Annotated in this window: 12 protein-coding genes and 1 other annotated feature; of the genes, 11 read left to right on the plus strand and 1 reads right to left on the minus strand. The window is 53.9% G+C overall.

What is annotated here, in order from left to right:
- Positions 1–25: 25 nt before the first annotated feature.
- The 10 genes from gyrB (at position 26) to E2L00_RS14880 (ending at position 11,252) form a co-directional block, all read left to right on the plus strand.
- The gene (gene gyrB / locus E2L00_RS14835; protein ID WP_167612954.1) at positions 26–2,440 is read left to right on the plus strand and encodes a DNA topoisomerase (ATP-hydrolyzing) subunit B; all 2,415 of its coding nucleotides are present in this window, start codon (positions 26–28) and stop codon (positions 2,438–2,440) included.
- Between the two features lie 117 nt (positions 2,441–2,557).
- Entirely contained in the window at positions 2,558–2,950 is a 393-nt protein-coding gene (locus E2L00_RS14840) for a YidB family protein (protein WP_167612956.1), read from the plus strand.
- Between the two features lie 290 nt (positions 2,951–3,240).
- A complete protein-coding gene (gene yidA, locus E2L00_RS14845; protein ID WP_167612958.1) occupies positions 3,241–4,053 on the plus strand; it encodes a sugar-phosphatase in 813 nt (270 codons plus the stop codon).
- Between the two features lie 224 nt (positions 4,054–4,277).
- Entirely contained in the window at positions 4,278–4,967 is a 690-nt protein-coding gene (dgoR, locus tag E2L00_RS14850) for a D-galactonate utilization transcriptional regulator DgoR (protein ID WP_167613263.1), read from the plus strand.
- The gene (locus E2L00_RS14855; protein ID WP_167612960.1) at positions 4,964–5,848 is read left to right on the plus strand and encodes a 2-dehydro-3-deoxygalactonokinase; all 885 of its coding nucleotides are present in this window, start codon (positions 4,964–4,966) and stop codon (positions 5,846–5,848) included. Before dgoR ends, E2L00_RS14855 begins: the two co-directional genes overlap by 4 nt.
- Entirely contained in the window at positions 5,832–6,452 is a 621-nt protein-coding gene (locus E2L00_RS14860; RefSeq protein ID WP_167612962.1) for a 2-dehydro-3-deoxy-6-phosphogalactonate aldolase, read from the plus strand. Before E2L00_RS14855 ends, E2L00_RS14860 begins: the two co-directional genes overlap by 17 nt.
- On the plus strand, positions 6,449–7,597 hold the full coding sequence (dgoD, locus tag E2L00_RS14865) for a galactonate dehydratase (protein WP_167612964.1): 1,149 nt from the start codon (positions 6,449–6,451) through the stop codon (positions 7,595–7,597). The genes E2L00_RS14860 and dgoD overlap by 4 nt, the downstream gene beginning before the upstream one ends.
- 72 nt (positions 7,598–7,669) lie before the next feature.
- On the plus strand, positions 7,670–8,980 hold the full coding sequence (locus E2L00_RS14870; protein WP_167612966.1) for an MFS transporter: 1,311 nt from the start codon (positions 7,670–7,672) through the stop codon (positions 8,978–8,980).
- Positions 8,981–8,993: 13 nt separating this feature from the next.
- Positions 8,994–9,926 carry a 2-hydroxyacid dehydrogenase gene (locus E2L00_RS14875; RefSeq protein WP_167612968.1) on the plus strand — a complete coding sequence of 311 codons (933 nt, stop codon included), beginning with the start codon at positions 8,994–8,996 and terminating at the stop codon, positions 9,924–9,926.
- A gap of 60 nt (positions 9,927–9,986) precedes the next feature.
- Positions 9,987–11,252 (plus strand): YidR family protein, encoded by a 1,266-nt coding sequence (locus tag E2L00_RS14880; RefSeq protein WP_167612970.1) that lies wholly within the window; start codon positions 9,987–9,989, stop codon positions 11,250–11,252.
- Here the strand turns inward: E2L00_RS14880 and E2L00_RS14885 are convergent, their stop codons facing one another.
- Positions 11,253–11,573, minus strand: coding sequence for a YceK/YidQ family lipoprotein (locus E2L00_RS14885; protein WP_201279448.1), 321 nt, complete (start codon positions 11,571–11,573; stop codon positions 11,253–11,255).
- A 249-nt stretch (positions 11,574–11,822) separates the two neighbouring features.
- Positions 11,823–11,897: a sequence feature (ROSE (Repression Of Heat Shock gene Expression) occurs in the 5'-region of heat shock genes and acts as an RNA thermometer to modulate expression.), on the plus strand.
- Here E2L00_RS14885 and ibpA point away from each other — a divergent pair.
- A complete protein-coding gene (ibpA, locus tag E2L00_RS14890) occupies positions 11,891–12,304 on the plus strand; it encodes a small heat shock chaperone IbpA (protein ID WP_167612972.1) in 414 nt (137 codons plus the stop codon). (Overlaps the previous feature by 7 nt.)
- Positions 12,305–12,325: the final 21 nt, after the last annotated feature.

The raw sequence follows: 12,325 nt of genomic DNA on the forward strand, positions 1-12,325 counted from the left end.
AAGAACAAATGAGCGAGAAACGTTGATGTCGAATTCTTATGACTCCTCCAGTATCAAAGTCCTTAAGGGGCTGGATGCGGTACGTAAGCGCCCGGGCATGTATATCGGCGATACGGACGACGGCACCGGTCTGCACCACATGGTATTTGAGGTCGTGGATAACGCTATCGACGAAGCTCTTGCTGGCCACTGTAAAGATATCGTTGTCACTATCCATGCCGATAACTCCGTTTCCGTAACGGATGACGGGCGCGGCATTCCTACCGGTATTCACCCGGAAGAAGGCGTGTCCGCAGCCGAAGTCATCATGACCGTTCTGCACGCGGGCGGTAAATTCGATGATAACTCCTATAAAGTTTCCGGCGGTCTGCACGGTGTGGGTGTTTCGGTCGTTAACGCCCTGTCCCAGAAACTGGAGCTGCTGATTCGCCGCGAAGGCAAAATCCATCAGCAGACTTACGTGCACGGTGTGCCGCAGGCGCCGCTGGCAGTGACTGGCGATACCGATGTCACCGGCACCCAGGTGCGTTTCTGGCCAAGCCACGAAACCTTCACCAACGTCATCGAATTTGAATACGATATTCTGGCAAAACGCCTGCGCGAGCTGTCGTTCCTGAACTCCGGCGTATCTATCCGCCTGATCGACAAACGCGATGGTCGCCAGGACCATTTCCACTATGAAGGCGGTATCCGCGCATTTGTTGAATATCTCAACAAAAACAAAACGCCAATCCATCCAACCGTGTTCTATTTCAGCACGGAAAAAGACGGCATCGGCGTGGAAGTGGCGCTGCAGTGGAACGACGGTTTCCAGGAAAACATCTACTGCTTTACCAACAACATCCCGCAGCGCGACGGTGGTACTCACCTGGCAGGTTTCCGCGCGGCGATGACGCGTACCCTGAACGCGTACATGGATAAAGAAGGCTACAGCAAAAAAGCAAAAGTTAGCGCCACCGGCGACGACGCCCGTGAAGGCCTGATTGCGGTAGTTTCTGTAAAAGTGCCGGACCCGAAATTCTCTTCTCAGACCAAAGACAAGCTGGTCTCCTCAGAAGTGAAATCCGCGGTTGAGCAGCAGATGAACGAACTGCTGGCGGAATACCTGCTGGAAAACCCAGGTGACGCGAAAATCGTCGTCGGCAAAATTATCGACGCGGCTCGCGCTCGTGAAGCGGCGCGCCGCGCCCGTGAAATGACCCGCCGTAAAGGCGCGCTGGATTTAGCTGGTTTGCCGGGCAAGCTGGCGGACTGTCAGGAACGCGACCCGGCACACTCCGAACTGTACCTGGTGGAAGGGGACTCTGCGGGCGGCTCGGCAAAACAGGGGCGCAACCGTAAGAACCAGGCGATCCTGCCGCTGAAGGGTAAAATCCTCAACGTTGAGAAGGCGCGCTTTGACAAAATGCTCGCCTCGCAGGAAGTGGCCACGCTTATCACCGCGTTGGGCTGCGGCATCGGTCGCGATGAATACAACCCGGACAAGCTGCGCTACCACAGCATCATCATCATGACGGATGCGGACGTCGATGGTTCTCACATCCGTACGCTGCTGCTGACCTTCTTCTACCGTCAGATGCCGGAAATCGTCGAGCGCGGCCACGTCTACATCGCTCAGCCGCCGCTCTACAAAGTGAAGAAAGGCAAGCAGGAGCAGTACATCAAAGACGACGAAGCGATGGATCAGTATCAAATCTCCATCGCCCTGGACGGCGCAACGCTGCATGCCAACGCTCACGCCCCGGCCCTGGCAGGCGAAGCGTTGGAAAAACTGGTGTCCGAATTCAACGCCACTCAGAAAATGATTGGCCGCATGGAGCGCCGCTACCCGCGCAACCTGCTGAACAACCTGGTTTACCATCCAACGCTTACAGAAGCCGACCTGGCGGATGAAAGCAAAGTAGCCGACTGGGTTTCCACGCTGGTGAATCAGCTGAACGAAAAAGAGCAGCACGGCAGCACCTGGAACTCCATCGTGCGTGCAAACCGCGAGCTGAACATTTTCGAGCCGGTCATCCGCGTGCGTACCCATGGCGTCGATACCGACTACCCGCTGGAGCATGAATTTGTGGTGGGTGGCGAATACCGCCGTCTGTGCGCGCTCGGCGAGAAGCTGCGTGACCTTATCGAAGAAGATGCGTTTATCGAACGTGGCGAACGTCGTCAGCCGATTGCCAGCTTCGAACAGGCGCTGGAGTGGCTGGTGAAAGAGTCCCGTCGTGGACTTTCTATTCAGCGCTACAAAGGTCTGGGCGAGATGAACCCGGATCAGCTGTGGGAAACCACCATGGATCCGGAAAGCCGCCGCATGCTGCGCGTTACCGTAAAAGATGCGATTGCAGCCGATCAGCTGTTCACTACCCTGATGGGTGATGCCGTTGAACCGCGTCGCGCCTTTATTGAAGAAAACGCCCTGAAAGCGGCGAATATCGATATCTAAATCTGTACCTGCTGGTGGGCGCCTGCCCACCAGCTATTTTCCCTGTTTTCCCGCGCTAAATCCCCCCGGTGGCATACACTTTTAGAGCATACGTCGTAATCGCAAGAGGACACGATCATGGGTCTATTCGATCAGGTTACTGGCATGATGATGAGTGGCGATGCTGGAAAATTCAAAATTATCCTTAGCTGGATAAACGAGCAGGGCGGCATTCAGGCAATACTTGAGCAGTTCCGGCAAAAAGGCTTTGGCGAGGTTGTTACCTCGTGGCTGAGCGGCGCGCACAACCAAAGCGTTAATCCTGAACAGGTACAGGATGTGCTGGGCACGCCGGCAATCAGCAACCTTGCTGAGAAACTCGGTATTGATGTGGGAAGTGCTGCAATACTGCTGTCCGAGCAATTTCCAAAAATTGTCGATGCCCTTTCGCCCGAAGGCGAGGTTAAGCATGACGATGAGGATCTGCTGACCAGAGGTTATCACTTATTGCGGGATAAATTCTTCAGCTAGTCAATAACGCCACCTGCGGGTGGCGTTTCAGACTGATGACAAACCTCATAGCTTATGAAGTTCTGAAAAATGTCACCCTAAAATTAACAGCAAAATCAACGCATTGATTTTAATCCGTTAACCACAAAGAAGGAAAAACCACGCTTTTTCCTTCTTTGTCAGCAATCTCTGACGCCACCTGCGGGTGGCGTTTCTTATCGAAAAGGGGCCTGTTTCAGAGGAAACGTAGCTCTATTTTTGTGCGCGGAATCGCGTTAGCATGAAATAAACTCATTACCTCAGAAAATACCATGCCTATAAAACTGATTGCGATTGATATGGACGGCACCCTTCTGCTGCCGGATCACACCATTTCCCCGGCTGTTAAAAACGCCATTGCCGCCGCTCGCGAGCGTGGCGTAAACGTAGTGCTGTGCACCGGGCGTCCTTTTGCTGGCGTCGAGAATTACCTTAAAGAGCTGCACATGGATAAGCCAAACGACTACTGCATTACCTATAACGGCGCGCTGGTACAGAAAGCGCACGACGGCAGTACCGTTGCGCAAACCGCCCTGAGCTATGATGACTACCGTTATCTGGAACAGACTTCCCGTGAGGTGGGTTCCCACTTCCACGCGCTCGATCGCCACACGCTTTATACCGCCAACCGTGATATCAGCTATTACACCGTCCACGAATCCTTTATCGCCAATATCCCGCTGGTATTCTGCGAGCCGGAAAACATGGATAAAAACGGGCAGTACCTGAAAGTAATGATGATCGACGATCCGGTGATTCTGGATAAAGCTATCGCCAGAATCCCGGATGAAGTCCATGAGCGTTATACGCTGCTGAAAAGCTCGCCTTACTTCCTTGAGATCCTCGACAAACGTGTGAATAAAGGCACGGGCGTGAAGGCGCTGGCTGAAGCGCTGGGCATCAGACAGGAAGAGGTAATGACGCTGGGCGATCAGGAAAACGATATTGCGATGCTGGAATACGCCGGTATGGGCGTGGCGATGGGCAACGCTATCGACAAAGTAAAAGAAGTCAGCAACTTCATCACCAAATCCAACCTTGAAGACGGCGTGGCGTATGCCATTGAGAAGTTTGTTTTGAACTGAGTTCCCTTCCCGGTCATCATTAACCCTGGCGAGCAGCCGGGGTTTTTTTATCCCTTTCTACGCGCCATTGCCCATTTTGTGATCCAGATTGTAGTACAACCTATATTTGTTGTACTACATTGTGTGCATCGACAACGCTATACGTCTCATATTTGTACTGCTAAATAGCGGTGATTTTCAGCGCTCACGGTAAAGTAGTGGTTATTTCCACTCTTATGACAGGAATAATCATGACGAAGACCGACCGTATTATCGTGACGCTGGGCAAACAGATCGTTGGCGGCAAATATGCGCCCGGCGCGGCACTTCCGGCGGAAGCTGAGCTATGCGATGAGTTTGAAACGTCGCGCAACATCATCCGGGAAGTTTATCGCTCGCTGATGGCGAAGCGCCTGATTGAGATGAAACGTTACCGTGGCGCGTTTGTTGTCCCGCGCAATCAGTGGAATTACCTTGATACCGAGGTGCTGCAATGGGTGCTGGAAAACGATTACGACCCGCGCCTGATTAGCGCGATGAGTGAAGTGCGTAAGCTGGTTGAACCGGCAATTGCCCGCTGGGCAGCGGAACGCGCTACCTCAAGCGATCTGGCAAAAATTGAAGCAGCGCTGAACGACATGGTGGCGCATAACCAGGATCGGGACGCCTTTAACGAAGCGGATATCCGCTATCACGAGGCGGTGCTGGAGTCGGTGCATAACCCCGTCCTGCAGCAGTTAAGCGTGGCGATAAGTTCGCTCCAGCGTGCCGTCTTTGAACGCACGTGGATGGGCGATGAAGCCAACATGCCGAAGACGTTGCAGGAACATAAAGCGCTGTTTGATGCGATACGCCATCAGGACAGCCAGGCTGCGGAGCAGGCGGCGCAGACCATGATCGCCAGCTCCACCAAACGACTAAAGGACATCACATGATATCAGGCTACATCGCTATTGACTGGGGATCGACCAACCTTCGCGCCTGGCATTACCAGCACGGTGTTTGCGTTGACAGTCGACAAGCCGCGGCTGGGGTGACCCGGCTGAACGGCAGATCCCCGCAGGCGGTGTTTGATGAAATCACTGCGGGCTGGCGCAATGAAAATACGCCGGTATTGATGGCCGGCATGGTGGGCAGTAACGCCGGCTGGAAAATTGCCCCTTATCTGCCCTGCCCGGCGCCCTTCGCCAGCTTCAGCCAGCAGCTTACGCCGGTGCTGGACAATGTCTGGATTATTCCCGGCCTGAGCGTGCGCAGCGACGATAACTGCAACGTCATGCGCGGCGAAGAAACGCAGCTTCTTGGCGCGAAATCCCTCAGCCCGGCGCCGCTTTATATTATGCCGGGCACCCACTGCAAATGGGTACAGGCTGACGATCGCACGGTGCAGGATTTCCGCACGGTGATGACCGGTGAGCTACACCATATCCTGCTCAGTCACTCGCTGGTAGGCGCAGGCCTGCCAGAACAGCAGGCCAGCCAGAGCGCTTTCTCCGCCGGGCTTGAGCGCGGAGTTAACGATAACGCTTTGCTTCCTCGTTTATTTGAAGTACGGGCAGCGCATGTTCTGGGCGAGTTGCCCCGTAGCGAAGTGAGCGATTTTCTTTCCGGGCTGTTGATTGGTAACGAAGTGGCAACCATGACCCGCCATTACGCATTAAGTCCCCAACGGCCCGTCACCCTTGTTGCCGGTCCATCGTTAAGCCAGCGCTATGCCCTGGCGCTGTCGTTACTGGGCTTCCAGGCGAGCGTACTGGAAGGCGACGAGGCATTCCAGGCAGGAATAAGGAGTATTGCAAATGCAGTGGCAAACTGACCTTCCCTTAATCGCAATTTTACGCGGTATCACGCCCGACGAAGCGCATGAGCACATAGCGGCGCTGCTGGATGCGGGATTTGATGCGATTGAAATCCCTCTTAACTCGCCGAACTGGCAGCTAAGCATTCCGGCGATGGTACTTGAATTTGGCAGCCGGGCGCTGATCGGCGCCGGAACGGTGCTCAAGCCGGAGCAGGTGGATGCACTGGCCGGAATGGGCGGTAAACTGGTCGTCACACCTAATACGCAGCCGGAAGTGATTCGCCGGGCGGTCGCAAACGGCATGACGGTATGCGCAGGCTGCGCCACGGCTTCTGAAGCATTTACCGCGCTGGACGCGGGCGCACAGGCGCTGAAAATTTTCCCTTCTTCTTCATTTGGCCCGGACTACATCAAAGCCCTGAAAGCCGTATTGCCCGCTGACGTTCCCGTGTTTGCCGTGGGCGGCGTCACGCCTGAAAACCTGGCGCTCTGGCTAAAAGCCGGTTGTGCTGGCGCCGGGCTTGGCAGCGATTTATACCGTGCGGGTCAACCCATCGAACGCACCATCGAGAAAGCAAAAGCATTTGTTAACGCGTATCAAGAGGCAGTGCAATCATGAAAATCACTAAGCTTACGACCTGGCGTTTACCCCCACGCTGGATGTTCCTGAAAATTGAAACCGATGAAGGCATTGTTGGCTGGGGCGAGCCGGTGATTGAAGGGCGGGCTAAAAGCGTTGAAGCCGCAGTACACGAATTAAGCGAATATTTAATTGGTCAGGATCCTGCGCGTATTAATGACTTATGGCAGATAATGTATCGCGGCGGTTTTTATCGCGGTGGCCCAATTTTAATGAGTGCGATTGCCGGTATCGATCAGGCGTTGTGGGATATTAAAGGTAAGGTTCTGAATGCTCCCGTATGGCAATTAATGGGCGGGCTGGTTCGCGATAAAATTAAAGCCTATAGCTGGGTTGGCGGCGACCGTCCGGCAGAAGTTATCGACGGTATTAAATCCCTGCGTAATATTGGTTTTGATACTTTTAAATTAAACGGCTGCGAAGAAATGGGCGTTATTGATAACTCCCGTAAAGTTGATGCCGCCGTAAATACCGTTGCTCAGATTCGCGAAGCGTTCGGTAGCGAAATCGAATTCGGCCTGGATTTCCACGGCCGCGTTAGTGCGCCAATGGCGAAAGTGCTGATCAAAGAGCTGGAGCAGTACCGTCCGCTGTTTATTGAGGAGCCGGTGCTGGCGGAACAGGCTGAATACTATCCGCGCCTGGCCGCACAGACCCATATTCCTATCGCTGCGGGTGAACGCATGTTCTCGCGCTTTGAGTTCAAACGCGTACTGGAAGCCGGCGGTCTGGCTATTCTTCAGCCCGACCTTTCCCACGCAGGCGGCATCACCGAATGCTATAAAATCGCCGGTATGGCAGAGGCTTATGACGTTGCTCTTGCGCCGCACTGTCCGCTTGGGCCGATTGCGCTTGCCGCCTGTCTGCACATCGACTTTGTTTCCCGCAACGCCGTATTCCAGGAGCAGAGTATGGGCATCCATTATAATAAAGGTGCCGAACTGCTCGATTTTGTGAAAAACAAAGACGACTTCAAAATGGATGGCGGCCACTTCCTGCCATTAATGAAGCCAGGCCTCGGCGTGGAAATTGATGAAGAGCAGGTTATTGAACGCAGTAAAAACGTCACCGACTGGCGCAACCCATTATGGCGTTATCCGGACGGTGTCGTTGCAGAATGGTAAATACCTGCTGATAAATTTCAAAAAAATATAAACCGAAGTACTTCCTTTATACCAAAAGGTGAGGATTCTTTTATGAATACCGATCTGTACTCTACAACTCTGCGCCAGTTAAATGCGAAAATAATACCTTTTATTATTATCTGCTATTTTGTGGCAAATTTAGATAAAACCAATATCTCCATCGCAGCGTTACAAATGAATGCCGACCTGGGGCTGAGCGCCAGTATGTACGGCCTTGGCGTTGGCATGTTCTATATCTCTTATATTATTTTCGAAATCCCCAGCAACGTTATTATGACACGCGTCGGAGCGCGGCTGTGGATTGCGAGAATTATGATTACCTGGGGTATTGTCAGCGCCGGGATGTCGCTGGTGCACACCCCTACCCAGCTTTATGTTATGCGTTTTTTACTGGGGATGGCCGAGGCGGGCTTTACGCCGGGCATCATCTATTACATTTCCTGCTGGTTCCCAAAAAGTAACCGTGCACGAGCGATGTCCTTCTTTTATATGGGCTCGGTTATGGCGTCCATCATTGGTCTGCCGCTTTCCGGCTCTATCCTGAATATGCATGGCATTGCCGATATCGCCGGCTGGCGCTGGCTGTTCGCGCTGGAGGGAATTCCGGCTATCGCGCTGGGCGTGCTGGTGCTGTGGCGTCTGCCACAAACGCCGGATCATGCCGCCTGGCTGACGCCGGAGCAGAAAGGATGGCTGAAAAGGCAGCTTGAACGGGATAACGCTGGCGTGGAGGTGGGCACCAACCACAACTGGTACAGCGCGCTGAAAAATAAAACGGTGCTGCTGCTCAGTCTTGTCTGGTTCCTGCAGGCGTTTGGCTCAATCGGTATCACCCTTTTCCTGCCGCTCATTATTAAGAGCATGGCTACAGAACAGAGTAATTTCGTGGTGAGCCTGCTTGCTGCGGTGCCATTTATTTTTGCCTGCCTCTTTATGTACCTGAATGGCCGCCACTCCGATACTACCAACGAGCGTTCCTGGCATCTGGGGCTGCCGCTTATCCTCTCCGGCCTGTCGCTTGCCGTTGCTATCTACTCCAGCAATCTGCTGCTGGCCTACATCCTGCTGGTACTGACGGTCGGATTTAACTTCGCGCTCACTCCTATTTTCTGGGCGGTGACTACGGAGAAACTGGCAGGTGTCGCGGCGGCGGCTTCCATCGCCTTTATCAATACCATCGCTAACTTTGTGGGCCTCGGATTACCGCCGCTGCTCGGCAAAATTAAAGATGCTACCAACAGCTATCACTACGGGCTGCTAATTGTAGCCGTTGCGCTCATTATTGGCGGCATTGTGGGAATTCTGGTATCGCGTCCGACCCAGCCTGGGGCAGCTAAGAACGCCGCCTCTCGTCTCTCTTAATTTGGGGAAAGTTATGAAACAAAAAGTGCTGAAACAGGCCGGTTTACCGGATGCTCTCACAGCGGAACTGCGTGAACATTATGACCTGTATGAGCTGGCGGCCCTTTCGGCGGCTGAACTTGCCTCCATCGCTGAGGGAATCACGGTGGTGATCACCAACGGCGAAGCGGTGGTAACACGCGATTTCATCACCTCCTTACCGTCATTAAAGCTGATTGCCGTCTTTGGTGTCGGCTATGACGGCGTGGATGTGGCAGCCGCCCGCGATCGTGGCGTGGCGGTCACCCATACGCCAGGCGTGCTTACGGATGACGTGGCCGATCTGGCCATTGGCCTAATGCTGGCGACGTCACGTAAAATCGTGGCGGCGCAGAAGTTTATTGAGCAGGGCGACTGGCAGCGTGGTGGCTTCCAGTGGACACGCAAAGTCTCCGGCGCTCGTCTCGGTATTATCGGCATGGGCCGTATTGGCCAGGCTATCGCCCATCGCGCCAGCGCCTTCAATATGCAGATCGCCTATACCGGCCGTAATATACGTGGCGATCTACCGTGGCAGCACGTGGCCGACCTGCGGGAGCTGGCGCAGCAGAGCGATTTTCTGATGATTTGTGCGCCGGGTGGAGCGGGCACTAAAGCGCTGGTTAATGGCCCGGTGCTGGACGCGCTTGGGCCGCAGGGAATGTTAATTAACATCTCGCGCGGCAGCGTGGTGGACGAGGAGGCGCTGCTCGCCGCGCTGGAAAATAACGCGATCGCCGGTGCCGGGCTGGATGTCTTTGCGGATGAGCCAAACGTGCCTGCCAGATTGCAGGGGCGTGATAACGTTATCATTACTCCGCATATGGCCAGCGCCACCTGGGAGACCCGCCGGGAGATGTCGCGACTGGTGCTGGAGAACGTTCACGCCTGGTTTGCGGGTAAACCGCTGGTTACGCCGGTTCCCTGATAGTCTTTATTGCGTAAATCTTTTACCCTGAGGCGTCTAACGCTTCAGGGTATCATCCTCATGCAACAACTTACCTGCGCACCACGCCATCACCAGCTCACCAACATCAACGTCTGGACGCCGGACGGCCAGTGGATAGCCTTTGATGTTCGCCCTTCCGGCGCTTCCTTTAGCAGTAAAACTATCGAACGTGTGAATGTCGCTTCAGGTGAAGTCGAAGTGATTTATCAGGCTTCGGCGGGTGCGCATGTGGGTGTGGTGACGGTAAACCCGCAGGCGCCTGACCGCTATGTTTTTATCCACGGCCCGGAAAATCCTGATGAAAACTGGCGGTACGACTTTCATCATCGTCGTGGCGTGGTGGTGGAAAACGGAACGGCAAGCAATCTGGATGCGATGGATATCACCGCGCCGTTTACGCCTGGCGCTTTGCGCGGCGGCAGCCATGTGCACGTCTGGAGCCCGGACGGAACGCGCCTGAGCTTCACCTATAACGATCATGTAATGCATGAATACGATGCGGCGCAGGATTTACGCAACGTGGGTGTGGCGCTGCCCTATGGTCCGGTAACTATCGCTAAGCAGCATCCGCGTGAATACGACGGCAGCCATTACTGCGTGCTGGTCAGCCGCACTACCTCCTCGCCTCAGCCGGGCAGCGACGAGATCAATCGTGCCTACGAAGAAGGCTGGGTGGGCGATAACGGCTACCGCAGGCCAGATGGTAGCCAGCAACGCTGGGCGCTGGCCTTTATCGGCGATACGCTTTCTGAAAGCGGCATAAAAGTGCCGGAGCTGTTTATTGTCGATCTGCCGGATGACGAAGCCGCCTGGCGTACGGCAGGGAATGAACCGCTGGAAGGCACGGGAACCACGCTGCCCGCGCCGCCTGCCTGCATACAACAACGTCGCCTGACGTTTACGCATCAGCGCCGCTTCCCGGGACTGGTCAGCCAGCCGCGACACTGGGTGCGCAGCAATCCCGACGGCAGCAAACTGGCTTTCCTGATGAAAGATGAAAACGGTGTGGTGCAGGTGTGGCTGCTTTCGCCAGAAGGCGGTGAACCACAACGGCTTACTCAGGTGGAAACGGACATTCAGTCTGCCTTTAACTGGCATCCTTCCGGAAAATTTCTGGGATTTGTGCTCGGGAATCGGGTGGTATTGTGCGATGCGCAGAGCGGGAAAATTATTCCACTTACACCACTCTGTCCTGACGCGCCGTCTGCCGATGCGATAGTCTTTTCCCCTGACGGTAAAACTATCGCGTGGATGCAGGATGTGAACGGTTTCCGGCAAATTTTTATCACGCAGACGGGCTTGTGATCACTGGGCTGGCGGGATAACGGAATTGGTAGCCAAATTTTTGCTCTCGCTGGCTTCTACCCGGGATTTGACCGATTTATCGGTGCGTAACATATCCCACGGCAACAGCACGGTATCCATTGCCGCCGTGAACGGCATATCGATCGCCACGAAAGGCTTATATCCCCAACTGGTTTTGCTGTCGGTCAGCATACTGTAGCTGGCGCGAGTTCCCGGATAATAACCTTCTTGTCCGCCGGTGTGGGTCATCACGCTTGAACAACCACTTATTACAAGCAATCCGCTGCTCAACATCATTTTTGGAAGATAGCTTTTCATCATCACGGCCATGTTCATTTTAAACGACCCTCTTTGGGCCAGGCTGCACGGTGGTTATAGCACTGATGCAGAGAAAAAATATGCTGAACTCACCGCTCTGTGGCGGCTGTCGCAGATAACTCTGATTTATTTTCTTCTTCAGTCTATGTACTGACCACAAAAGCCGCAAAAAATTTCCTTTTGTTCACCTTGAAAAAGAAGGCTTCGACTCCATTTTAAGAACGTGACCAAAAGAGTATGCCGGAAGGGTGCTCTGCAATCCCGGCCTGTCCATGATGGAAGGCTAATATAATCCTCGCTGATTTCAGGAGTTTTTATTTATGCGTAATTTCGATTTATCCCCGCTTTATCGTTCAGCCATTGGTTTCGACCGCCTGTTCAATTTGCTCGAAAATAATCAAAGCCAAAGCAACGGCGGCTATCCTCCGTATAACGTTGAACTGGTCGACGAAAATAACTATCGCATTGCGATTGCCGTTGCGGGTTTCGCCCAAAGCGAGCTGGAGATTACCGGCCAGGATAATTTACTGGTGGTGAAAGGCGCCCATGCAGGAGAGCCGCCAGAACGCACTTACCTTTATCAGGGTATTGCCGAGCGTAATTTTGAACGCAAATTCCAGCTGGCTGAAAATATCCATATTCGTGGTGCCAACCTGGTTAATGGCCTGCTTTATATCGATCTTGAGCGCGTCATTCCCGAGTCGATGAAACCACGCCGCATCGAAATAAACTAATTATCTTCGGGCCGTTTACGC

It is taken from the genome of Cedecea colo, assembly GCF_011808225.1.
GTDB classification, from domain to species: Bacteria; Pseudomonadota; Gammaproteobacteria; order Enterobacterales; family Enterobacteriaceae; genus Dryocola; species Dryocola colo.

Coding starts and splice junctions, on each gene's coding strand:
- gyrB (WP_167612954.1), top strand. CDS start 26: ATGTCGAATTCTTATGACTCCTCCAGTATCAAAGTCCTTAAGGGGCTG.
- E2L00_RS14840 (WP_167612956.1), top strand. CDS start 2,558: ATGGGTCTATTCGATCAGGTTACTGGCATGATGATGAGTGGCGATGCT.
- yidA (WP_167612958.1), top strand. CDS start 3,241: ATGCCTATAAAACTGATTGCGATTGATATGGACGGCACCCTTCTGCTG.
- E2L00_RS14855 (WP_167612960.1), top strand. CDS start 4,964: ATGATATCAGGCTACATCGCTATTGACTGGGGATCGACCAACCTTCGC.
- E2L00_RS14860 (WP_167612962.1), top strand. CDS start 5,832: ATGCAGTGGCAAACTGACCTTCCCTTAATCGCAATTTTACGCGGTATC.
- dgoD (WP_167612964.1), top strand. CDS start 6,449: ATGAAAATCACTAAGCTTACGACCTGGCGTTTACCCCCACGCTGGATG.
- E2L00_RS14870 (WP_167612966.1), top strand. CDS start 7,670: ATGAATACCGATCTGTACTCTACAACTCTGCGCCAGTTAAATGCGAAA.
- E2L00_RS14875 (WP_167612968.1), top strand. CDS start 8,994: ATGAAACAAAAAGTGCTGAAACAGGCCGGTTTACCGGATGCTCTCACA.
- E2L00_RS14880 (WP_167612970.1), top strand. CDS start 9,987: ATGCAACAACTTACCTGCGCACCACGCCATCACCAGCTCACCAACATC.
- E2L00_RS14885 (WP_201279448.1), bottom strand. CDS start 11,573: ATGATGAAAAGCTATCTTCCAAAAATGATGTTGAGCAGCGGATTGCTT.
- ibpA (WP_167612972.1), top strand. CDS start 11,891: ATGCGTAATTTCGATTTATCCCCGCTTTATCGTTCAGCCATTGGTTTC.